This window comes from Natrialba sp. SSL1 (genome assembly GCF_001861355.1).
Lineage (GTDB): Archaea > Halobacteriota > Halobacteria > Halobacteriales > Natrialbaceae > Natrialba.
In genome coordinates, this window is the sequence record NZ_MASN01000001.1 from 153,452 (window position 1) to 175,635 (window position 22,184).

Consider the following 22,184-nt stretch of genomic DNA (forward strand, 5'->3'; position numbering starts at 1 on the left):
CCACTGCCGATCTGATCGCCTTCGGAGTCCGTCGTTTTCTTTCAGCGTGATCGACAAATCGGGCGGTCTGTCTTCGGTCCCACTCCGGGTCGGCCTCAGGGCATCGACTCGAGTACCGCCCGCGTCGCGTCCCGGTCGAACGCCCGGAGGGTTTCCGAGTTCACGTTTCCGGCTTCGGTGACGGAAAGGACGGCCTGTGCAGCCGTTTCGTCGTCCGGGAACTCGCTGATCGTGATAGTATCGTACTGGCCCATCAGCATGTAAAAGGACTCGAGTTCACCCCCGAGTTCCTCGAACTGCTCTTCGATACGGTCGATGCGGTCAGGGCTGTCCCGAATCGATGCCGCGCCTTGCTCTGTGAACTGCCACAGGGTGATGTACGGTGGCATGGCAGCGCAATCGCCACCGGCTGATGTGATAAATTTCACAGGTGATCGAGTTCTGTGTGCGAGCGAGGTGTTGCTGTGTGTTGGAGCGGTTGCTGGACTGGAGATCGGTGTTGGAGTCAGTGTTAGAAATTGGTGGGATATGAGACGAGGGGTACTCGAGTGCAGTGCCCAACAGGCGGTCTCGACGGTGAACAAGCGGGCAGATTTGAACCACGCCGAGACGGTCGCTCTCGCGGTGCTCGAGCGCTGCGACTCGTCTGGTTCAAACTGCCCCACCGTCACGATGCTGTCGCTCGCGGAGTTGCTCGCGACAGAAGTAGTGGGTTGGGGCAGATTTGAACTGCCGACTTCCTCCGTGTGAAGGAGGTATCATAACCGGACTAGATCACCAACCCGCACCCGGTGCTATCCGCGCTTTCGACTTAAGACTTCCTTTCAGTCGGCAGTGTGACCCGTCGACGCAGGCCCACCCGGCCCTTCTCATCACCGACCCCACTACTCCGCTCACAACAAACTGCTGCCGAGAATTTCGGTCTAGCGCGAGGTGGTACTCGAGTCCACCTCACTTCTCACCCAAATCCCAGTTCCCGCCTCCTCGCCAGCCCAACACGTCCCTCAGTACTCTGGCGCTTCCTCCGGCTCACCCTCCCGCGCGTTGACGACGCGGCCGAAGGTGAACAGCCCGTCCGACAGTCGGTTCAGGTACTGGACGGCCTGTTCGTTGATCTCCTCTTCCTGTGCGAGGCCGACGGCGCGGCGTTCGGCGCGCCGACAGACCGTTCGCGCATGGTGCAGTCGCGCGCCCGTGTCGCTGCCCGAGGGGAGGATAAACGAGGTCAGCGGCTCGAGTTCCTCGTCGAACTCGTCGATCCAGTCCTCGACGGTGTCGACGTGCGCCGCGGTGATCGCGGGGTCGTCCTCGTCGGGATCGGGGTTCGCGAAGTCGGCTTGCACGACGTGGAGGTGGTTTTGCACGCGTCGCAGGCACTCGTCCACGTCGTCGTGGCCGGTCGGTCGGATCGTCCCGAGCAGCGCGTTGAGTTCGTCGACGGTGCCGTAGGCCTCGATGCGGGCGCTCGTCTTCGAGACGCGGGTCATATCCCGCAGGTCCGTCTGGCCATCGTCGCCGCGGCCGGTGTAGATCGACATGGCCGAACCGACGGAGGGCGGTTACTTAATTGCTGGCCGCTCGACCGTCTCGTCGCTTTGCACTCCCACCCACCAGCATCCGGAACCAGTACGTTCAATTCGCTCCGCGCGCAAGCGCCTCGTATGGCGATGGAACTCGATCACGACTGTCCCGACTGCGGCGAGGAACGGACGTTCTACCGTGCGGCGAGCACGACCATGCACCTCGGCGAGAAGGTCAAGTGGCACTGCCCCGATTGTGACTACGGCTTCGTCCAGATCAGCGACAACGGAACCACGGTCGACTCGAGTGCGGACGCGTAAGTTCCATTCTTCTCGCCGTCTTCAGGAACTGGTCGCTGGAGACATCGAGAACACCAACACCCATAGTTAGTCAGTTCTACGGATGACGTAATGCAAGGACGCAGACTCGCGACGACGGAGGAGATCGTCGCGATCGTCAGTCCCGACAGCGACGACGTCGTTTCCCGACTCGAGTCCTGGACGGCCGAGCGCGACATCTCGCTGTCAACGGTGGCCGTTGGTGAGGACATCGGCCACGTCTACAACGAGAATCGAGCGACACTCGGCATCACGATCGGCGGCGACGGCACCTTCCTCGAGGGAATCAAGACTTTCGCGCCCCGGAACGTCCCGCAAATCGGCGTCAACACCGGGACGCTCGCTTTCCTCGCACGCGTCGAACCCGAGGATCTGGAGGCGGCGCTCGACGAGGTCATCCACGGCCGCGCCAAGGTCGACAGCCGCCAGCAGGTCGCGGTTCGCGGGGAGGGCATCGACGCGACGGGGATCAACGACGTGATGGTCGAGCACGTGCCGCCCGAAAACCCGATTGACCGCAAGATCACCCAGCTCGACGTCTACGCCGACAACGAGTACATCGGCGAGTTTGAGGGAACCGGTCTGGCAGTCTCGACGCCGACGGGTTCGACCGGCATCTCGTTATCTGCCAACGGACCGATTCACTATCCGGTCGACAACCATACACTCCAACTCGTCCCGCTGCACACCCACCAGCTCGGTGTCCGGCCAATCGTGGTCTCGCCCTCGACGGAGCTTCGGTTCGTGACTCAGGGGCCGGCAACGCTGCTAGTCGACGGCGGCCGAGCAAACGCCACGCTCGAGACCGGCGAAGAGGTCCTGATTACGGGTGCCGAGCGACTGGCACACGTCGTCCGGACGAGCTACGACGACCATTTCTTCACGGCGATTTCGAAGAAACTCGGCTGGGGGATCCGCGACGTGGACGAACCCCAGCGACAGTCCGCCACGGCGGGACGCGAGCGCACGACGAGCCTCTCAGCCGAATCGGTCGGCCTCAATCCCAGCCACGACCGTGCTCGGGACCCGTCTGTCGGCTCCGCCGCCGTGACTGACGACGACTCCGCGGCGGTACTCGAGCACGCCCACACGATCGCGACGGAAGCCGCCGAGGCTGCCGGCGAACCGCTGCGCGAACTGCACGGGCAGGTCGAGACCGTCGCCGTCAAGAGCAACAAATCGGATATCGTCACCGAGGCGGACCATCAAGCCAACCGGATCATCACGACCGTTATCGACAACGAGTTCCCCGACCATGGCATCGTCTCCGAGGAACAACCCCGCAGGAACGGCAAGAACGGCTATACGTGGGTCGTCGATCCCCTCGACGGAACCGGGAACTTCGCTCACGGAAATCCCAACTACTCGATTTCGATCGCTCTCCTCGAGAACGGCACGCCAGCGATGGGTGTCGTCTACGTTCCTGAGACAGACGAGTTGTTCAGCGCGATCGCGAGTGTCGGCGCGTGGCGAGACGGCGATCCGATCGAGACGACGGATCGCGACCGGCTCGACGAGAGTATGCTCATCTCGGGCTACGACCCGGACGGCACGTTCCTCTCACACTTCTACCAGGAGTCACGCGGCGTCCGCCGACTGGGATCGGCCGCGCTCAACCTCTGTTATCTCGCGAGCGGCAGCGCCGACGCGACCTGGGAGCACGACACCTATCCGTGGGACATTGCCGGCGGCCTCGTCATCGCCCGCGCCGCGGGTGCGACGATCACCGACGAGCGCGGCGAGCCGTTCGTCTTCGACCTCGAGACTGACGAGCGGACGGCGCTGCTCGGCTCGAACGGACCGCTACATCCGGCGCTACTCGAGCATCTCGAGACGGGACTGCCGGACCGAAGCGGAGATCGGTAGTCCGAAACTGCTGGCTCTGGCTCCTCCACTGTGGCCGTTTTCCAGGGTCGGTTGCCGGTTTGCATCGTACGCGTCGAAACGACACAAAGCTGTTTCGGTGGTGTGACCACCGGTTTCATCCCTCGAATACGCTTATCGTCACCGCTGTTCGTCGTAGGTGTAGGAACATGTCACTCTTCCCGACCGAGATGGAGAGCGAACGCCTCCGGTACGAGCGAGTGCACCCGGAGGAGTTCGACGCGTACGAACTCTACGAGCACGTCCAGGCTGGCGCCCCACACGTCGACGAACTGACGAAGTACATGACGTGGGATCCACACGCCCACCCGAAGGAATCGTTCGACTGGGTCGAACAGGCCGGTGAAAAGTTCGACGACGGCGAGGCCGTGAACTACCTCGTTCGTCCGACCGAGGGCGAGCGGGCCGGCGAACTGGCCGGTACCGCGGGCCTCTTCGCGGACTGGGATCGTCGACGAGCGATCTTCGGCACGTGGTTCCGGAAACCGTTCTGGGGCCGTGGCTACTCCGGCGAGCGCGCCGCTCGGATGCTCGAACTCGCCTTCGACCGGCTGGATCTCGAACTGGTCGCCGTCGCACACGACCCGGAAAACGAAAACTCCCGGCGGGCTATCGAGAAGTACGTCGACCGCTTCGGCGGCCACAAGGAGGGTCGGCTCCGCAACGAGATCGTCATCGACGACGAGCCGCGAGATGTTGTCCAGTACAGTATCTCGCGCGAGGAGTGGGAACAACACCGTAACTGAGCCCCTGACGGAAGACAGGCAGGAAACCGTGCTTTCCCACACTTGAATTCGGCGATGAAATTTTCTATCAATAAGTGTCGGTGTAATTTTGGAAACGAGTTAAGGTAATCTATTTTAATGTTGTTGTATGACCTGTCCACTTAGCGAAGAGACCAGTACGGTGCTCGATACTCGGTCTGCCGTCCTCGAAGCGATTGTCGAACAGCCCCGGCCGAAGGATCGGTTAGAACAGGAATTCGATTTTTCGCGGTCGACGTTGGACCGTGCAATCCGAGAACTCGCTGCTGCTTCGTTCATCGAATACACGGATGGCGTCTGGCAGGCGACGTTGTTCGGACAGTACTGCTATCGCGCTCGGACGGCGTACCACGACCAGTTACGCACGCTCACCAGCGCATCGTCAATTCTCGAACCGCTTTCGAACGAGTGCCCGATCACGTATGAATTCATCGACGGGGCCGACGTCTACGAATCGGATTCGTCGATGCCTGATGCGGTTATGCAGACCTTCATCGACTCGCTCGAACAGGCAACAACCGCGCGGATCGCGATCCCAACCATCGTCACCGGGTTCGTCGAACCGGTTTGTGAAAGCGTGACCACTGGCACGGAGGGCGACGTCGAAATCTTCGTTCCGGCGACGCTGTTCGAACGGTTGCAGCTCTCGTTCCCGGCGCTTACGGACAAACTGCGGAACGACTCGAACGTGACACTCTCCCGGTCGTCCGTCCCCTTTACGTTCGGTCTCTGGATCGCCGATTCGATGGAAGCCGGAATCATCGTCTTCACCGAGCGAGGCGTAGGCGGTGTGCTCGTCAACGATACGGACGCCGCGGTCGAGTGGGCAACCATACAGTACGAGCACCTAACGGACGACGCGCCGTCCACCGCTGAGCCACAGGCCCGTCAGTAACTCACTGGCTCTTACCTTCCTGCCGACAGCTCGAGTAGAACGGTTCGAACCGTGATGGCTTTCCTCTCCCGTTTCACCGCTATTCTCTCCTCTTCTCTCTTTTCCACTCCTTTCCTCCCTTCCCTCATCCGTCCCCTGTGGGTGGACGGCGCAGTGGCCGGCGGGCGTCCGCGCCGCCCGGAGCACACTGTCGGATGTCTGGTTTCACCGTGCCATTTCACCATCGGTGTGTTGCATACTATTAAGGATCTGTATATGTTGTATCGTTATGAATGGTCCCCAATATTAGTCGTCGGTCGTTCTTCACCGGTCTCGTCGGTGCCCTCGGTACCGGCGCACTTGGAGTTAGTACAGTGAACTGGCTAGAGTACTCGCGGTTGCACTCGACCCGGAACCACCTTCGTTTTCGACGGCTTCGCGGAACCAACTTGTCCGACGAACCGGCGACGCTCCACGTGACGGTCACCGAGGACGACGATCACGTTCACGATCAGACGTACGACTTCGCGGCTTCAGGAAGCGAACAGGATGACGACGAGAAACCGATGAACGGCCCGTGGATCTCGAGTTCGGGAGAGTACACGGTCCACGTCGAACTGGACGAGACGGAGTTTACACTCGACCACGCCGAAATCATCGATCGACTGGACGGAATGAGCTGCCAGGGAAGTGATGACGCGGAGGTGCGAATCATTGTTACAGAAGATCGCGAGTTCGACTCGGAAGTCTCGCTCGCTAACTGATCCCGTTTCGAGTCCCGCTGTTCTGTGCGTCGCGCGATTGACCGGATAGACGGCGGACCGATTCAGACAGAACCTGCGTTCGTCTGCGTTCGTGATCGTCTCCAGTCCGGTGATCGAGGCCTGTCCGAGCGACCGAAGCGAGTCTCAGTGGAATCGACAGCCCAACAGCTCTTGGGTTATCGGTCCGAGCTTCGAACGTCACCGTATCCCTACCGCTGTCACGCTGTGCGAAAGGCTGCAGTGAGTGATCGCTCGCTCACCCAATTCGGTACACTTCACGCGCTGGTATTCACGTCAGCACATAAGATAATACTGTTGGCAATGTCTTTTGGTTACGTTTCACGATGGAACGCAATACCCGAAATACTGACGAAAAACGCACAGTGACGCTGAACCGGCGCGGAACCCTGAAGAGTATCGGCGGCGCTCTCGTTGCAGCAGCCGGTAGTGGCCTCGCATCCGGCTCTGTCGTCGCCAGTTCTGTCAAAGACGAACCGGACATCTCGGCTCGTGAAGCAACCCGCATTGCGAGGGCGAAAGTGGAGACGAGTAGCGCTCGAGAAGCGTACGAGGAGTTCAGTACCGGTACGGTCCAATCCCCCGAGTTGTACTACTCGCTCACTGGCGACGACACGGACGAAGCGGTTCTCCCAACCGTGTACGTGTTCCCGGTTACGACCGATGGAACGCACGTCGGACACATCACGATCGGGGCCCAGGAGTGGATGCCCCCGGTCGTGGAGTACGGAACGGAACCGGCCCCCCACGTTCATCTGGACACGATCACGTCGTCCGCACCGAGTTCGCTGTCGTTCGAAGACACGTTGCTGTTCCAGGGCCCTCTCTCGTTTGGTATCGAGGCCTCCACGCGAGATGGGGACAGAGAGAGTGACGCGAAATTCGTCGACCTCGAGCGCGGGTTCGCCCAGGATCTCGCAGCAACGCCCCGGATAGAGGCGGATCCTGATAACGCCTATGCCGACGGATGGGACGATCTCGGCGAGTCTCCCTCGAGTAGCGACGTCGGGTCTCTCGAACCCGCACCCGAAGATAGCGGGAGCGTTTCCGGGTCTGTTCCCAACTGGACTGACACCGGCTACAGCGACTGGCCCGGCTGTTCGCCGATCGCCGCAGCGATGGCGGTCGGGTATCACCTGACCAGTCCCAACCGAACCGATCTCATCGACGGGCTGAACGACGAAATGATGACTGATTCGGACGGGCTCACGATGCCACAATTTATTCCGTCGGGCATCACGGCTCACAGCGGGATGCCTGCAGAAAATCACTACATCCATCGGCCGACGGTCGCGACCGCTGCTGTCGACAGCGACAACCCGCCGCTCGTGAGTACGATGGGTGACAAAGAAGACGGCCAAGAGGGTGTCCAACCACACGATTGGGACGAACCGATCGGACACACAGAAACGATCGTCGCGTATGAAGAGGATTCACAGATCATCGGGACGAATCTCTACCTCGATACGCACAATACGTGGGGCGGAACGCGAACGCTCGAGGTCGGCGACTACCTCGACACCTACATGATCACAACTGTTGGGTACTGATCGCTCGTTTCGGAACTGTCCGCTGACACCCGTTTTCACCCGGTCTTTCCCGGGACTCGTTTTTCGCCGGCGCAGATACGACAGGACCGCCGGTGGCCGACATCTCCAACCCCGACTGCGAGATCGATTTCGGAATCGGCTCGCTCGCCCGCTCGCGTCTCATCCCGCTGTGGTAGCGATCGTTCCCGCCGAAACGCTCACACGTCCCTACGACTCGTCGATTTCGTGCCAGGATAGCCGCGGATTCCGCGCCGCGCTGGTCTGGTCGATCCGACGCGCCGTCGTCCGCTCGGGGGCGTCCTCGAGTAGCTCGTCATTTTCCTCGGCAACGGCGTTGAACGCCGCCGCGAGACGATCGAGCGTATCCTTGCTCTCGATCTCCGTTGGCTCGGTCATCAGCGCCTCGGGGACGATTTCGGGCCACTTCGTCGTCGGCGGGTGGACGCCGTAATCGAGCATCCGCTTTGCGACGTCGGCTGCGTCCTGCTCGCCCGCGCTGGCGACGAATTCGTGGTGGAACGGCCCGTAGGGAACGTCGTACTCGATCTGACTCGCGAGGTAGTTCGCGTTGAGCACGGCCTTGGCGCTCGCGTCCGACAGCCCGGCGTCGCCGAGGCGGGCGATGTAGGCGAACGCCTTCACGAGGACGAGCCAGTTGCCCTGGAAGCCGTGGACCTTGCCGATGGTGTGGTCGGGGTCGAACAGTTCGTAGGTGGGCTCCCCGGAATTCGTCTCCGCAGCGGCCTCACGAACGCGAGGCGCAGGCAGGAACGGCTCGAGTTTATCTACGACACCGACGGGTCCCGCGCCGGGACCGCCGCCGCCGTGTGGCGTCGCGAACGTCTTGTGGACGTTGTAGTGCATTACGTCGAAGCCCATATCGCCCGGTCGCGCACGGCCGAGCAGCGCGTTCAGGTTCGCGCCGTCGTAGTAGAGGAGGCCGCCGACGTCGTGGACCATGTCGGCGATTTTCTCGATATCGCGCTCGAACAGGCCGAGCGTGTTGGGGTTCGTGAGCATCAGCGCTGCCGTGTTCTCGGAGAGGGCGGCCTCGAGTGCCTCGAGGTCGACGCGCCCGTCTTCGTCGCTCGGCAGGGAGACGACGTCGTAGCCGCCGAGTGCGGCGGTCGCGAAGTTCGTCCCGTGGGCGCTCTCGGGGATGATGACCTCGTCGCGGTGGCCTTCGCCGTTGTGCTCGTGGTAGGCCGCGGCGACGCGGATGCCGACGAACTCACCTGCTGCGCCTGCGGGGGGCTGGAGCGTAACGGCGTCCATGCCACCGATTCGGCCGAGGTAGTCCTGCAGCCGGTACAGCAACTCGAGTGTCCCCTGGAGCGACTCCTCCGAGCGGTCGGGGTGGACCGCAGCCGAGGGCAGCGCTGCCACGTCCTCGGTGAACTTGGGGTTGTACTTCATCGTACACGAGCCAAGCGGGTAGGGACCGCTGTCGATCCCGTAGATCATCTGCGAGAGGCGCGTGTAGTGGCGGGCGAGTTCGGGTTCTGAGAGTTCGGGCAACTCGAGTTCGTCTCGCGTGAGGTTGTCAGGGAGTGGCGAGCCGCTGTCACCGTCGCCGTCATCGTTGTTGTCGCCACTGATGTCGACATTGGTCTGGTCCTTCTCGGAGAGCAGCGGTTCGTACTGGCCGTCGTTGACGTAGCGAGCCTGGTCGTAGCGGACCTGGCTGGCGTCCGTCGTTGGGTCGGTCGGTGTCTGATCGTCGCTCATCGAACCACCTCCGTCATCGCCGCAACGAAGTCGTCGAGGTCGTCGTCGGGGACGCCGGCAACACAGACCTGAATCTCGTGCTCGCCGACGACGTGGACCGCGAAGCCGCGCTTCTCGAGATCTTCGGCGATCGCCGGCGCGGGCTGGTCGACGTGTGCGACGAACTCGCGGATGTGATGACGGTCGTGGACCGGTGCCTGCACGCCGACGAGGTCGTCGAGTCGCTTTGCGAGTTCCTCGGCGCGGGTGACGCCGCGCTTTGCGAGGTCGACCATCCCGTTCGGTCCGAGAGAGGCCGCGTGCATCGCGGTTCGAAGCGCAACCCAGGCCTGATTCGTACAGATGTTACTCGTCGCGCGCTCGCGGCGAATGTGCTGTTCGCGGGTCTGCAGCGTGAGGGTGAACGCCCGCCGGTCGGTCGCGTCCTCGCTCACGCCGACCAGTCGGCCGGGCACTTGGCGCAAGAATTCTTCGCTACAAGCAAAGAGGCCGAGCCCCATCCCGTAGCTCGTCGGCAGACCGAGCACGCTCGCGTCGCCGATGACGACGTCCGCACCCACGTCTGCGGGTCGCTGGAGCAGCGAGAGTGCGACCGGGTCCGAACCGAGGACGAACAGCGCGTCGGCACCGTCTGCGACCTCGCCGATCGACTCGAGTTGCTCCTCGATCGTCCCGCGGACGGTCGGGTTCTCCGCGTAGACCATGACCACGTCGTCGTCGACCGTGGACTCGAGTGCGTCCACGTCGACGGTGCCGTCGTCGGTCGAGTACGACTCGACGGTGAGGTCGGTGCCGGCGACGTAGTTTTCGAGCGTGCTTCGTCGCCCCTCGCGCAGGAGGTCGGGGACGAGCACGCGGTGGCCGCTCGTCGAACGGACGCGCTCTGCAAGGGTCGCGGCTTCGCCGAGTGCCGTCGCGGCGTCGTACATCGAACAGTTGGCAATCTCGAGGCCAGTTAGTTCGACCAGCAGCGACTGGTACTCGAACAGCGCCTGCAGGAAGCCCTGGGAGACTTCGGGCTGGTACTGCGTGTAGGACGTAAGAAATTCGGACCGATCCGCGAGGTGGTCGACGAGCGAGGGGATGTAGTAGCCGTAGTGGCCTCGCCCGAGCAGTTCCGTCAGATCCGCGTTCCGGTCGAGCACCGAGCGCACGAGCCGGCGCGTCTCGCGCTCGGACCGTGCGTCGATCCCGAACTCGTCGGTGAACCGAACGTCCTCGGGAATGTCAAAGAGTTCGTCGACGGAGTCGACCCCGATCGCATCGAGCATTGCTGTGCGTCCATCGTCCGTGTGGGGAGCGTAGGGACTCCCCGTCGTGTGTGTATCAGACTCGTTCATACCGCCTCACTGCGTGATTGTACTGGGTGGTTGTACTGTTGGTACTGGCTGCTGGTACTGGTACTGTCCTGGTATCCGGATTCGCCCGTGTGGCCGGTGTGACCCAGCGCCCACCTCGTCCCGCTCTCGGAACCGCGAACTGCCGTTCGAGACACGATAGCTGTCTGTTGCAGCTAGGGGATAATGAACGCACCCGTTCCGGTGAGCGCAACCGTCATTTGGTGTCGAGTTGGACGGTGGCGTTACTGGGGACTCGAGTCCGAGTCGTCATCGGCGGCGCTGCCGTCTGTTTGGGTGTTGTTCGGTTCCCTCGCTTCGTTCGGTTCGCTTGCGTCGCCCGTTTGGTCCGTGTCGCTCGTTTCGTCCGTGTTGGCGTCGCTCTCATCTGTATCCCGAGTCTCGTGGTCGCCGTCGCTCTCAGGACCGTCTCTGTTATCGCCGCCGCCGTGTCTATCGGTTCCGACGCCGGCACCGACCGTCTGCACTGCCTCGTCCTTGCCCGGCCGTCCGGCACCGGTGACCGGCTCCACCCCTGCCGCGCGCTCGCGGGCGAACAGGTCGAGCGTGATCTTCGCGCCGCCGAGGACGACCGGGCCGATGAACAGCCCGACCGCGCCGAAGACGACCAGTCCGCCGAAGATACCGACGACGATGATCGCGGAGTTGAACGCGCTCGTTCGGCCGATGAGCGCGGGTCGGATGTAGGTGTCCGAAGCGCTGACGATCGAGCCGTAGACGACGAGGATGCCTGCCGTGACGAACTGTCCCGTGGCGAGCAGGTACAGCGAGACCGGCACCCAGACGCCGAACGCACCGATCAGCGGCAACAGCGCGAAGATGAACGTCACGACCGAGAGCAACACGACGGTGGGAACCCCGAGCAGGGCGAGGCCGATACCGAGCAGAACCGCCTGAATCGCGGCGACGGCGACGTTCCCGACGACCGACGCCCACATGAGTTGGTCGAGTTCCGTGACGAGTTCCGACACCAGTTCGTCCTCGACCGGCAACACGCGCATGAGCCATTCGACGAACTCGCCCCCATCTCGCAACAGTGCGAACAGGACGAACAACGTCACCGTCAGGCCGATCAAGATGCCGGGAATTCCGCCGGCGATCTCGAGGGCGCTCATTGCGAGCCCCTGCAGCCCCGTTGCGATCGGTTCCTGGTAGGTCTGGTAGAACTCGACGACGTCGACCGAGTAGCCCGTTGCCTCGATCTGGGACTCGATCGCTTCGATATCGAGTTGACCGTTCTGGATGGCGGTGATGACTTGGAGCGCCTCGCGGAACGCGACGATGAGAACGTAGGTGAGCGGGAGCAGGATCGCGAGAATCGCGACGGCGACGAGCGTGAGCGCGGCGACGAGCGAGCCAGTGTAGCGCTCGAGCCACCGCTGTACAGGACGCAGAATGTACGCGAGAACGACGCCGAGCAGCACGTACTGGAGATACGGCAAGACGATGAGGAGTCCGAGTAACGTGGCGACGGCAGCGAGAACGGTCAGTCCGGGCCGTTTTGCATACCAGCCGCCGGTCGGAAGACGATCGGCCATGGTATTGACTCCCTTTGCGCTCATGATTCATTATTTTGGTGATATGACGTGCGACCCGTGACGCAAGAAACGGGAGGCAACTTCGATCGACGGCCGCCGATCGCTGCAATTCACTCGGAGAGCAACGGTCGCGAGGAGTTCGTAACGACGAGCAGGCTGCTTGCCCCCATCGCGATGGCGGCGAACAGCGGGTTCAGGAGTCCCGTCACCGCGAGCGGGATCGCGATCGCGTTGTAACAGAACGCCCAGCCGATATTCCCCTTCACGCGGCGGTCCGTCGCCCGCGCGAGTTCGAAGACGGTGTCGACCGACGAGAGGTCGTCGTCGACGAGCGCCACATCGGCCGCGTCGGCGGCCATCGCCGTTCCGCCCCCGAGCGCGACGCCGAGATCCGCACTGGCAAGCGCCGGCGCGTCGTTCGTCCCGTCGCCGATCATCACCGTTCGGCCGGTCCGCTTCAGCCGGTCGACGGTTTCGGCTTTCCCCTCGGGTGGGACGCCGGCGAACACCTGATTGACGGCGTCGTGCTCGCGGAACTGCGCGGCCGCGCGGCGGTCGTCACCGGTCAGAACGACGATATCCGTCCCGGATTCCGAAATCGCCGTGAGCGTCTCGTCCCAGCCCTCTCGGAGGTCGTCGCCGACGACGATCAGGCCGTCCGCAGCGCCGTTGCGGCCGACGGCGACCGGAACGCGCCCGGTTTCGCGCGCGTCCGTAATTCGCTCGTCGAGTTCGTCGGGCACAGTCCAGCCCCGGTCACGGAACAGATCCGGGTGTCCGACGATGAGTTCGTCGCCGTCGACGACGCCAGAGACGCCGTTTCGGTGGGACTCGAACGAGTCGATTTGGTCGTCTCCAGTTTCGCGACCCTCTTCGGTCGCCTCTCCGTCGGCTACAGCCAGTTCGTCATCCGACGATGCAACCGTTCCGCCGTCCGCTACCCTCGACACGGGCGTCGCCGCCGCAATCGCCTCCCCGACCGGATGTGCAGACCGACTCTCGAGTACCGCCGCCTGCTCGAGTAACTCGTCATCGAGGTCGGTGTCGACGACGGTCATGTCGCCGGTGGTCAGCGTGCCGGTCTTGTCGAAGACGACGGTATCGGCGTTCCGAATGCGCTCGAAGACGCTGTCATCGAAGACGACGATGGAGCGCTCGAGTGCGTCCCGAATGCCGGCGGCGACGGCGAGGGGGGTTGCGAGGCCGAGCGCGCACGGGCAGGAGACGATCAGGACGGTGAGGCCGACGAGCAGGGCGTCGGCGATGCTGGCACCGAGGAGGAGGTAGATGCTGGTCACAACGAGTGCGAGTACAAGCACGAGCGGGACGAAAATCGTCGCCAGTTTGTCGGCAAGCTTCTGGATGCCGTGGGTACCACTCTGGAGGTCCCAGACGAGTTCGCTGATCCGGTCGAGGGTGCTCGTGGCGTCCTCGCCGACCGCAACGGTGAGGGAGCCGTCGGAGACGATGGAGCCGCCAACGACCTCGTCACCCGACTCTTTCGTCACGGGCAGGGATTCGCCGGTGACGACGGCTTCGTCGACTGCGGCCTGGCCGCCGACGACGGTGCCGTCGATGGGGATCCGTTCGCCAGTCCGGACGAGGACGTGATCACCGGTCTCGAGTTCGTCGACGGGGACGGTCGTCTCGCCGTTGCTGGTGGTGTCAGTGTTTTCGCCGTTGGTGACGGTGCTGCTGTCGCTGGCGGTGCCACTGTCGCTGGCAGTGCTCGTATCGCTGTCTCCACTGGTGTAGACCCGGCGGGCCTCGTCGACCTGCACCGCAGTCAGATCGGAGAGGCGGTCCATCGCCTTGCGTTTGAGCGTCGACTCGTAGTAGCCGCCGACGGTGACGATGACGATGATGGCGACGGTCACGTCGTAGTACAGTTCTGGATCACCGACAATGATCGAGAGCGTACTGTAGAGGTAGGCACTGATAGCTGCGATCGAGACGAGGAGGTCCATATTCGGTGACCGGGTCTTGATCGCCACGTAGGCACCCTGCAGGATCGGCTTCCCGGTGATCAGCAGGATGATCGTCGTCAGCGCAGCGATGCCGATGTAAAACGGTGTCGCGAGTTCGCTTGCGAGTGCCTCGGTGAGAAACTCAGTCGTCCGCTCGTCGTAGAACAACCCGCCGAAGTAGGTCGGATAGATGATGACGATGTACTGCAACATCACCATCATCCCCATCATGACGCCGACGGCCACGCGGCCCATCTCCCAGTTGTCGGCGCGGCGGCGACTGATGGCGTCCTCGCGGTCGTAGGCGCTGTAGCCGAGCTTGCTGATCTCCTCCTTGAGCGTCTCGACCGACACCGTCTCCGGATCGTGGTCGATGCGGGCCGTATCCGTCACGTAACTCGAGCTGGCGTGGCTGACCCCCTCGGTGTTCGAGGCGACGGACTCGATGAACGCCTCGCAGGTCGCACAGTACATGCCGTCGACCTCGAGGAAGGTGGTTTCGTGGCCTGACGGGACCTCTCGGGTGTCCTCGCTCGGTTGTGTCGCGTCGGACGCCGTCCGCGCGTCGCGGACATCTGCCGCGTCGACATCCTCGACGTCACCGAGCGCGTCGTAGACATCTCGACAGCCGACACAGCAGAACGCGTTGCCGTCGTCGACGACGCCGCTGCCCTCGACCGGCAGCTCACAGAGCGTACAGCCGCCCTCGCTGTCCGCCATGCGGTTCGGGTCTGCGTTTCCGTCGTTTGTCTCTGTCATTGGTCAGTGATCGTGGTCAGCGCTCAGTGTGCGGTGCTCAGTGCTGTCCGTGGCCACCCGACTCGACACCAGGTGCGTCGATCCCGTCGTAGAACGGTAGTTCGGGGTGTGGAACGTGAATCCCCAGGCTCATCAGCCCGTGGGCGAACAGGACGTAGCCAAGGACGACGAACGCAACCCCGAGTAGCTGGTGCACCCGACGGCGGTGTGCTACGTCGATGGAATCGATGATCGTCCCGTACGCAAAGACCGCCGGTACCGTCCCGAGCCCGAGTGCGACGAGCGCGAGCGCCCCGCCGGTCGGGGACCCGGTTGCAAAGGCGTACAGAAATGCCGGATAGAGAATCGGGCAGGGTAAGAGGCCGTGCAACGCGCCGAGTCCGACGATACCCGGTCCGTTCGCGAGCCGATCGACGTACGTCGTCAACCAGCCCGTCACGCGCTCGAGTCCCGGCAGGTGAATCCCACCGCTTGCCGTCTTCCCGAGCACGTAGTAGACACCCGTCACCATGACGAATGCACCGATGAGCAACCCGAGCGTTCCGCGGGTGAACTCGAGTGCCGGCGTCAGTTGCTCGGCGGTGACGAACAGGAGGCCGCCGAGTGTGCCGAAGGCTGCGCCGAGGAGGGTGTAGCTGGCGGTGCGCCCGAGGTTGAACAGTGCGTGCTGGCGGACTTCGTAGGTGGTGAGGTGACCGGACCGAGAGCGTGTGGTTGCTGTGGCACCGCTGCCGTCGGTTCGGACGGGGTCGGAACCGCCGTTTCCGTTTCCGTTGGTCCCGGTGTCACTGTCGCCGGTCATCCGGCTCGCGTAAATCGTCACGAGCGGCCCACACATCCCGATGCAGTGGGCACCAGCTAACAGACCGATGACGAAGAACAGGACGACGTCGATGCCGAGGAGCGAGAGTGGGTCCATGCGGATCAGTGCGCAGTCGTTGGCTGCCCCTAGTCACCCCACCGGGTAGTGCGTTTCGCCTTCGATGCGCTCAACGCGGCTCTCGTGCCGGATACAGGCCGAACGAGTTCGGAATTCGACGGATAGACCAGTCAGGTACTGGACGGTGTCACTGACTCGGTGGGCGTCGCTGGAGAAATAACTCGAGTGCAATGAACACCCTACTCGTCTCGCGCCGACCAGCAACGAGAGGGACCCGTGAAACACCGCAACGAAAACCAGCGCTTGGCTCCGACTACTCGACGTATCGGTACTTGCGCTCGCCCATCCGGCCCCAGCCGTCGAAAACGAACTCTTCGTCGGGCGTCGTGAACTCCTCGATGTCGACGTCCATCTCGTGGTTGTGAGCGTCGTGAATCTCCTCGTAGTCCGCCCAGTCCATATCGTAGCGCGCCTCGAGTTGCTCGTCGACGTTCAGCGCCTCGATCTCTGCTTCCCAGCCGTCCTGAACCGTCTCGGCGTGAATTTCCGCCTGTGCACCGCTGCCGTAGGAGCCGACCAGCAGTGTTTCGCCGGTCAGATCGCGACCGGACTCGAGTGCGGACTTGAGCGCGCTTGCGCGGGCGATGTGGACCGAGCCGGTGTACCAGTTGCCGACCTCGCGCGAGAGCGCCAGCGTAGGGTCAACCGTCTGGGCGTACCACTCCTGGTACCGGTCGGTTGTCTTGAGCGCGTCCATGTACTCGCGAACGGCATCGCGGAACGCGTCCTCGTCGTCGAACGCCTCTCTGCGGGGCTGGGGTCCGATCTCCTCGGCGAGTTCCTCTTCGACCGCCGTATCACGCGTGACGTGGCGATACGCGAGCATCGCTGCCTTGCGGACCATGCCCGGGAACGGGGTGTGGAACGGCGCGAACACGAAATCGTCGGGATGAACGTCGCCCGCGACGCTCTCGTAGTCCTCCAGGGCTTCGCGCATGCGTGCGAGGTAGACCTGCACGGAGCGCTTGCCGTCGACGGATGGGAACTGCTGGTTGGGCTTGAGGAAGTCGGTTTCGTCGGCCGAACCGTAGCCCTGCTTGGCGGAGAGTTCGATCAGGTCGGGATCCTCGTCGATGTACATCGCGACTGCGCCCGCGCCCTGGGTCGCCTCGCCGGCGTCGCCGCGGGCGTAGAGTGCGGTGTCGGTCGCGATGACGAGTGCGCCGCGACCGCGGTTGCGACCTGCACGGATCCAGTTGTACGCGTCGTCCAGGCTCTGCGTGCCTGCGATACAGGCGAACTTGCGCTCGCCCTTGTTCGCGTGGTGGAAGTCGCCGTCGTACACCGATTCGAGGCAGCCAGCGACGTACGTCGAAACCGGCTTCGAGTTGTCGAAGGAGCTCTCGGTTGCGACGTCGATACGGCCGATATCGTCGGGTTCGAGGCCCTTGCGCTCCATCAGGCGGTGGGCCGCGTTCGCGCCCATCGTGACGATGTCCTCGTAGCTGTCGGGGAACGAACTCGCGTTGAGACCGAGCCCTTTCGTGTACTTTTCGGGGTCTTCGCCCTTCTGCGGCGCGAACGTCCCGGGAAGGTCGAGTTTGAGGTTCCCGGTCCAGATCTCGATGGCGTCGATACCGACTGCTGTCATACCGGAATACTATGCAGCGACCTATATGGTATTGTCGTTCGAGGTTTCGACAGTCGACGAATATTCGACGACGTTTCTGACGTCGATCCGTGGGTTCATAGCCAGTCATCACATCACGACAGCCACACTCGGCAAGCCAGACAAACTGTACTCGCCAGTATCCGTTCGAGGTCTGGCGTTAAAACAGTCCGCTCGTCGATATCGTCGTTATCCGTCTTCTTCGACGACTTCCGGATCGCTCATCGCACTCTGGAGGCTGTCGAGACCGTTGATCCACTCCGTGACCAGACCGTACTCGAGATCCTCCGCGACGGTCATATCGAGTTCGTCCTCGTCGATGATGAGCGTCCCAGCCTGTGCGGCGTAGCCGAGCGCGGCGTCGAGATCCTCCTCGGCTTCTGCGTCTGCGGCGGCGCTCAGGTAGTCACCAACTGTGCCGTCCTCGGCGGGCCCGTTCGCGATGTACTCCTCCGCGGCGAAGAAGACGCAGACGAGGCTCGTCTGGACGCCGTCGACCAGAATCAGCTTCTCCTCGTCTTCGATGTCGACCTCACCGAGGACGATCTCGCGCACGTCTGCGATCTCCTCGAGTGCGGTCTCGTCGTCGATGTCCCCGTCGTCGTAGGCGGCAACGATTTTCGCGATGGCGATCGCCGTGTCGTCCTGCAGGTTCAACAGGAGACGGGCCGACGATTCGTCTTCGGGATCGATCTCTTCGTCTTTGATGCGATCGATCCAGTTCTGCCATCGTTCCTCCGAGTAGTACTCGGTCGGGGGATTGCTCATACAGACACCTACACCGGCCGCTTGAAATGCCTTTCTCTACTTGTACGCCGTCACGACAGAACCAAAAGCCGCCTTACTGGCCGGGAGCGCCCTCGAGCGTCCCTTCGGTGTCGATTCCGTAGACGAGCTCGGGGGTTTCAACGTGGGCCGTTCGGACCGCGTCGGCACGATCGTTCTCGAGTAGCCATCGAACGCGGCGGGGGACCGTTTTCGGTCCCAGCACGGCTCCCGGCCGGTCGGGGTCGTCGACGTAGTCGGTTTCCATCAGGAACGGGGCGTCGTGCTCGACGGCGCGGTCGGCCGCGCGCTCGAGACGGTCCTTGTCGCTCATGACGCTGGGCGTCGGCCCCTCGAGCCGGCCCGCGGCGTAGTGTTTGACGACCTTGTGCGCAGGAAGGCCGCGGTCTTCGGCCCACTCGGCGACCTCGGTCAGGTCCTCGCTCGCTTCGGTGTGAAGCTGGACTGCACAGTCGAGGCTCCCGCCGTGGTCGAAGGCGTGGCACATGACGGCGTTCGAGGCCTCCCAGACGGCCTCGGATACGTCGTAGTGGGGACGACCGGATTTGAGCGCGAGCGCCTCCCCGCGTTCGACGAACTCGGCGGCGACGTCGATCCCGCCCTGCATGATCTCGCGCGCCTCGTCAGGGCTGTAGCCTCGGTCGTCGACGAGTCGAGAGATGAGTCCAGGATGGACACCGAGAACGGGCCAGGCGCGGCCCGGCAGTTCGGCCGACGCGTCGGCGACGATTTCGATGGTGCGCTCGAAGACGGGGCGAAAGTCCTCGCCGGTGTCGGCCTCGACGCCTAGATGCCAGGAGGGCTTGTTCACCACGAGTAGGTGCGTGCCACCGACGCGCGCGAAATCGCGGACCGCGTCGAGTCCGCGGTGGGCGTCCGGATCGAGGTGCAGGTGGTTGTCGAGAACCGGCGTCTCGTCGTCGATCATAGTCGCTGGTGGGTGCGCGATTCGGGAAAAGTCACCGACTCCTGGTCGCGCTCCGCGGGCCGAGTAATCTACATCACATGTTCGTGCTGGAATTAATGTGAACTACGAACAACGGTCTTTCGTCGTATCGGCACCCCGTACCCGGATTATCTGGAGAAAGATTTTTATAGTAGTGGCGATTACGTTGGGTTAGTTACGAATGACTCTCGAGCAATTCACCAACGACGAAGAGCAGGTTGCCCGTCGGTACGAGTACGGCGACAAACTCGTCCTCGTCGTCGACTTCGGCGCTGCCATCGCCGATAGTGCGGTCGACGTCGTCGACGAAACGGTTATCGCCGTTCTCGACGGGACGCAGTACGAAATTGAACTGCCCGACGGTGCAGACGACGCGCATACGTTTATCAAAAACGGGGTGCTCACTATCGAAGTGGAGGGCGACCGATGAAGCTTACCGTCAAACCACTCAAACAGAAGGACGCAGGCCGCGGACTGGCCGCCATCGACCGCGTGTCGATGCGCGAACTGGACCTCGAAAACGGCGATTACATCCTGATCGAGGGAAGCGACGACAGCCAGGCCGTCGCCCGCGTCTGGCCTGGCTACCCCGAGGACGAGGGCCGGGGAATCGTCCGTATCGACGGCCGTCTCCGCCAGGAGGCAGACGTCGGAATCGACGACCGGGTCTCGGTCGAGCCCGCGGACGTCAGCCCCGCGACCTCGGTCACCGTCGCGCTCCCGCAGAACCTCCGTATCCGAGGTGATATCGGGCCACTCGTTCGCGACAAACTGTCCGGACAGGCCGTCACTGAGGGGCAGACAGTCCCGTTCTCGCTCTCGTTCGGGCCGATGGCCAGCTCCGGCCAGTCGGTCCCCCTGAAGATTGCGAGCACCTCGCCGTCTGGAACGGTCGTCATCACCGATTCGACCGACATCAACATCTCGGAGACGCCGGCCGAACAGGTCGGTGCCGGCGGCGAGCCGAGTGCCGAGGGCGTCCCGAACGTCACCTACGAGGACATCGGCGGTCTGGACGACGAACTCGACCAGGTCCGCGAGATGATCGAACTGCCGATGCGCCACCCAGAGCTGTTCCAGCAGCTCGGGATTGAGCCGCCGAAGGGCGTCCTGCTACACGGCCCGCCGGGCACCGGCAAGACGCTGATGGCGAAAGCGGTCGCCAACGAGATCGACGCCGACTTCCAGACCATCTCCGGGCCGGAGATCATGTCGAAGTACTACGGCGAGTCCGAAGAACAACTCCGCGAGGTCTTCGAGGAGGCAGAGGAGAACGCACCCGCCATCGTCTTCATCGACGAACTCGACTCAATCGCCGCCAAACGCGAGGAAGCCGGCGGCGACGTCGAACGACGCGTCGTCGCACAGCTGCTCTCCCTGATGGACGGTCTCGAGGAGCGCGGCCGCGTCACCGTCATCGCCGCGACGAATCGGGTCGACGACATCGACCCCGCACTCCGCCGCGGCGGCCGCTTCGACCGCGAGATCGAGATCGGCGTCCCGGACAAGGACGGCCGCAAGGAGATCCTGCAGGTCCACACCCGCGGGATGCCCCTCGAGGAGGACATCGACCTCGACCGCTACGCCGAGAACACCCACGGCTTCGTCGGCGCCGACCTGGAATCGCTTGCCCGTGAGGGCGCGATGAACGCCCTGCGGCGCATCCGTCCCGACCTCGACTTGGAATCCGAGGAGATCGACGCCGAAGTCTTGGAGACGCTGCAGGTCACGGAGAGTGACCTCAAGGAGGCGCTCAAGGGAATCCAACCCTCGGCGATGCGCGAGGTCTTCGTCGAAGTTCCAGACGTCACCTGGAACGACGTCGGCGGCCTCGGCGACACCAAAGAGCGCCTGCGCGAGACCATCCAGTGGCCGCTCGACTACCCCGAGGTCTTCGAGCAGATGGACATGCAGGCCGCGAAGGGTGTGCTGATGTACGGCCCACCCGGTACCGGCAAGACGCTGCTCGCCAAGGCCGTCGCCAACGAGGCCCAGTCGAACTTCATCTCGATCAAGGGCCCCGAACTGCTGAACAAGTACGTCGGCGAGTCCGAGAAGGGCGTCCGCGAAATCTTCGAGAAGGCACGGTCGAACGCACCGACCGTGATCTTCTTCGACGAAATCGACTCCATCGCGGGCGAACGCGGCCAGCGCCAGGGTGACTCCGGCGTCGGCGAACGCGTCGTCTCCCAACTGCTGACCGAACTCGACGGCCTCGAGGAACTCGAGGACGTCGTCGTCATCGCGACGACCAACCGCCCGGACCTGATCGACTCGGCACTCCTGCGTCCGGGTCGACTGGACCGCCACGTCCACGTGCCGGTGCCGGACGAGGAAGCGCGCGAGCGCATCTTCGAGGTCCACACCCGCGACAAGCCGCTGGCCGATGCGATCGAACTCGAGTGGCTCGCCGAACAGACGGAGGGCTACGTCGGTGCCGATATCGAAGCGGTCTGTCGCGAGGCGTCGATGGCAGCCAGCCGCGAGTTCATCAACTCGGTCGATCCGGACGATATCGACGATACGATCGGCAACGTCCGCATCGGCAAGGAGCACTTCGAGCACGCACTCGAGGAGGTCCAGCCGAGCGTGACCCCGGAGACGCGCGAGCGCTACGAAGAGATCGAACAGCAGTTCCGGCAGGCAGAGCCGGGACAGGAACAAGACCAGCTCGGTCGGACGTTCCAGTAAGCGCGTTCTCTGCGGGTTGATTCTTTTGCGTCCCGTTTTCCGGTGTCGATATGGCCGTTTCGACGGCTGTTAGGACGCTCTAGGGAGGAATACGCCACAAAACGGTGTCGAGCCGTGGGCACAGCACAACCCACGTCAGAATCGACGTG

Annotated in this window: 18 protein-coding genes and 1 tRNA gene; 8 read left to right on the forward strand and 11 right to left on the reverse strand. The window is 63.2% G+C overall.

What is annotated here, in order from left to right; all coding sequences use genetic code 11:
• Window positions 1-95 precede the first annotated feature (95 nt).
• The 3 genes from BBD46_RS00795 to BBD46_RS00805 form a co-directional block, all read right to left on the reverse strand.
• The gene (locus tag BBD46_RS00795) at window positions 96-389 is read right to left on the reverse strand and encodes a GYD domain-containing protein (protein ID WP_071399868.1); all 294 of its coding nucleotides are present in this window, start codon (window positions 387-389) and stop codon (window positions 96-98) included.
• A 320-nt stretch (window positions 390-709) separates the two neighbouring features.
• Window positions 710-784 (reverse strand) — tRNA-Val (locus tag BBD46_RS00800).
• A 220-nt stretch (window positions 785-1,004) separates the two neighbouring features.
• Complete coding sequence (locus BBD46_RS00805; protein ID WP_071399869.1) at window positions 1,005-1,538, reverse strand: cob(I)yrinic acid a,c-diamide adenosyltransferase; 534 nt, start codon at window positions 1,536-1,538, stop codon at window positions 1,005-1,007.
• Between the two features lie 123 nt (window positions 1,539-1,661).
• On the opposite strand from BBD46_RS00805, the gene BBD46_RS00810 reads away from it, so the two are divergent.
• From BBD46_RS00810 to BBD46_RS00835, 6 genes are all read left to right on the forward strand, one after another.
• Window positions 1,662-1,841: a hypothetical protein gene (locus tag BBD46_RS00810; RefSeq protein WP_071399870.1), complete on the forward strand. Its 180-nt coding sequence runs from the start codon at window positions 1,662-1,664 to the stop codon at window positions 1,839-1,841.
• A gap of 90 nt (window positions 1,842-1,931) precedes the next feature.
• Window positions 1,932-3,725 (forward strand): NAD(+)/NADH kinase, encoded by a 1,794-nt coding sequence (locus tag BBD46_RS00815; RefSeq protein ID WP_071399871.1) that lies wholly within the window; start codon window positions 1,932-1,934, stop codon window positions 3,723-3,725.
• 167 nt (window positions 3,726-3,892) lie between these two features.
• Window positions 3,893-4,489, forward strand: a complete 597-nt coding sequence (locus BBD46_RS00820) for a GNAT family N-acetyltransferase (protein WP_071399872.1) — start codon at window positions 3,893-3,895, stop codon at window positions 4,487-4,489.
• Between the two features lie 127 nt (window positions 4,490-4,616).
• Window positions 4,617-5,402, forward strand: coding sequence for a helix-turn-helix transcriptional regulator (locus BBD46_RS00825; protein WP_071399873.1), 786 nt, complete (start codon window positions 4,617-4,619; stop codon window positions 5,400-5,402).
• 428 nt (window positions 5,403-5,830) lie between these two features.
• Window positions 5,831-6,145 carry a hypothetical protein gene (locus tag BBD46_RS00830; RefSeq protein WP_139173451.1) on the forward strand — a complete coding sequence of 105 codons (315 nt, stop codon included), beginning with the start codon at window positions 5,831-5,833 and terminating at the stop codon, window positions 6,143-6,145.
• Window positions 6,146-6,489: 344 nt separating this feature from the next.
• Entirely contained in the window at window positions 6,490-7,713 is a 1,224-nt protein-coding gene (locus tag BBD46_RS00835) for a hypothetical protein (protein ID WP_071399875.1), read from the forward strand.
• Between the two features lie 207 nt (window positions 7,714-7,920).
• Here the strand turns inward: BBD46_RS00835 and gcvPB are convergent, their stop codons facing one another.
• The 8 genes from gcvPB to BBD46_RS00875 all read right to left on the reverse strand — a co-directional run bounded on the left by gcvPB (window position 7,921) and on the right by BBD46_RS00875 (window position 19,326).
• The gene (gene gcvPB / locus BBD46_RS00840; RefSeq protein ID WP_071399876.1) at window positions 7,921-9,441 is read right to left on the reverse strand and encodes an aminomethyl-transferring glycine dehydrogenase subunit GcvPB; all 1,521 of its coding nucleotides are present in this window, start codon (window positions 9,439-9,441) and stop codon (window positions 7,921-7,923) included.
• Window positions 9,438-10,781, reverse strand: a complete 1,344-nt coding sequence (gene gcvPA, locus BBD46_RS00845) for an aminomethyl-transferring glycine dehydrogenase subunit GcvPA (protein WP_071399877.1) — start codon at window positions 10,779-10,781, stop codon at window positions 9,438-9,440. Before gcvPA ends, gcvPB begins: the two co-directional genes overlap by 4 nt.
• A gap of 242 nt (window positions 10,782-11,023) precedes the next feature.
• Window positions 11,024-12,337 (reverse strand): AI-2E family transporter, encoded by a 1,314-nt coding sequence (locus BBD46_RS00850; protein ID WP_071399878.1) that lies wholly within the window; start codon window positions 12,335-12,337, stop codon window positions 11,024-11,026.
• Window positions 12,338-12,447: 110 nt separating this feature from the next.
• Window positions 12,448-15,063 carry a heavy metal translocating P-type ATPase gene (locus BBD46_RS00855; RefSeq protein WP_071399879.1) on the reverse strand — a complete coding sequence of 872 codons (2,616 nt, stop codon included), beginning with the start codon at window positions 15,061-15,063 and terminating at the stop codon, window positions 12,448-12,450.
• A 37-nt stretch (window positions 15,064-15,100) separates the two neighbouring features.
• The gene (locus BBD46_RS00860) at window positions 15,101-15,982 is read right to left on the reverse strand and encodes a sulfite exporter TauE/SafE family protein (RefSeq protein ID WP_071399880.1); all 882 of its coding nucleotides are present in this window, start codon (window positions 15,980-15,982) and stop codon (window positions 15,101-15,103) included.
• 274 nt (window positions 15,983-16,256) lie between these two features.
• Entirely contained in the window at window positions 16,257-17,594 is a 1,338-nt protein-coding gene (gene hmgB, locus BBD46_RS00865) for a hydroxymethylglutaryl-CoA synthase (RefSeq protein WP_071399881.1), read from the reverse strand.
• A 207-nt stretch (window positions 17,595-17,801) separates the two neighbouring features.
• The gene (locus BBD46_RS00870; protein WP_071399882.1) at window positions 17,802-18,380 is read right to left on the reverse strand and encodes a DUF2150 family protein; all 579 of its coding nucleotides are present in this window, start codon (window positions 18,378-18,380) and stop codon (window positions 17,802-17,804) included.
• Between the two features lie 73 nt (window positions 18,381-18,453).
• Entirely contained in the window at window positions 18,454-19,326 is an 873-nt protein-coding gene (locus BBD46_RS00875; RefSeq protein ID WP_071399883.1) for a TatD family hydrolase, read from the reverse strand.
• 199 nt (window positions 19,327-19,525) lie between these two features.
• On the opposite strand from BBD46_RS00875, the gene BBD46_RS00880 reads away from it, so the two are divergent.
• Both BBD46_RS00880 and BBD46_RS00885 read left to right on the forward strand, forming a co-directional pair.
• A complete protein-coding gene (locus BBD46_RS00880; protein WP_071399884.1) occupies window positions 19,526-19,774 on the forward strand; it encodes a DUF7127 family protein in 249 nt (82 codons plus the stop codon).
• On the forward strand, window positions 19,771-22,035 hold the full coding sequence (locus tag BBD46_RS00885) for a CDC48 family AAA ATPase (protein WP_071399885.1): 2,265 nt from the start codon (window positions 19,771-19,773) through the stop codon (window positions 22,033-22,035). Before BBD46_RS00880 ends, BBD46_RS00885 begins: the two co-directional genes overlap by 4 nt.
• Window positions 22,036-22,184 lie beyond the last annotated feature (149 nt).

Excerpts from the sequence above, each read along its gene's own strand:
- BBD46_RS00825 (WP_071399873.1), top strand. The coding sequence starts at position 4,617 with ATGACCTGTCCACTTAGCGAAGAGACCAGTACGGTGCTCGATACTCGG.
- gcvPA (WP_071399877.1), bottom strand. The coding sequence starts at position 10,781 with ATGAACGAGTCTGATACACACACGACGGGGAGTCCCTACGCTCCCCAC.
- BBD46_RS00885 (WP_071399885.1), top strand. The coding sequence starts at position 19,771 with ATGAAGCTTACCGTCAAACCACTCAAACAGAAGGACGCAGGCCGCGGA.
- BBD46_RS00850 (WP_071399878.1), bottom strand. The coding sequence starts at position 12,337 with ATGGCCGATCGTCTTCCGACCGGCGGCTGGTATGCAAAACGGCCCGGA.
- BBD46_RS00795 (WP_071399868.1), bottom strand. The coding sequence starts at position 389 with ATGCCACCGTACATCACCCTGTGGCAGTTCACAGAGCAAGGCGCGGCA.
- BBD46_RS00835 (WP_071399875.1), top strand. The coding sequence starts at position 6,490 with ATGGAACGCAATACCCGAAATACTGACGAAAAACGCACAGTGACGCTG.
- gcvPB (WP_071399876.1), bottom strand. The coding sequence starts at position 9,441 with ATGAGCGACGATCAGACACCGACCGACCCAACGACGGACGCCAGCCAG.
- BBD46_RS00875 (WP_071399883.1), bottom strand. The coding sequence starts at position 19,326 with ATGATCGACGACGAGACGCCGGTTCTCGACAACCACCTGCACCTCGAT.
- hmgB (WP_071399881.1), bottom strand. The coding sequence starts at position 17,594 with ATGACAGCAGTCGGTATCGACGCCATCGAGATCTGGACCGGGAACCTC.
- BBD46_RS00815 (WP_071399871.1), top strand. The coding sequence starts at position 1,932 with ATGCAAGGACGCAGACTCGCGACGACGGAGGAGATCGTCGCGATCGTC.
- BBD46_RS00820 (WP_071399872.1), top strand. The coding sequence starts at position 3,893 with ATGTCACTCTTCCCGACCGAGATGGAGAGCGAACGCCTCCGGTACGAG.
- BBD46_RS00860 (WP_071399880.1), bottom strand. The coding sequence starts at position 15,982 with ATGGACCCACTCTCGCTCCTCGGCATCGACGTCGTCCTGTTCTTCGTC.
- BBD46_RS00805 (WP_071399869.1), bottom strand. The coding sequence starts at position 1,538 with ATGTCGATCTACACCGGCCGCGGCGACGATGGCCAGACGGACCTGCGG.
- BBD46_RS00870 (WP_071399882.1), bottom strand. The coding sequence starts at position 18,380 with ATGAGCAATCCCCCGACCGAGTACTACTCGGAGGAACGATGGCAGAAC.
- BBD46_RS00810 (WP_071399870.1), top strand. The coding sequence starts at position 1,662 with ATGGCGATGGAACTCGATCACGACTGTCCCGACTGCGGCGAGGAACGG.
- BBD46_RS00855 (WP_071399879.1), bottom strand. The coding sequence starts at position 15,063 with ATGACAGAGACAAACGACGGAAACGCAGACCCGAACCGCATGGCGGAC.
- BBD46_RS00880 (WP_071399884.1), top strand. The coding sequence starts at position 19,526 with ATGACTCTCGAGCAATTCACCAACGACGAAGAGCAGGTTGCCCGTCGG.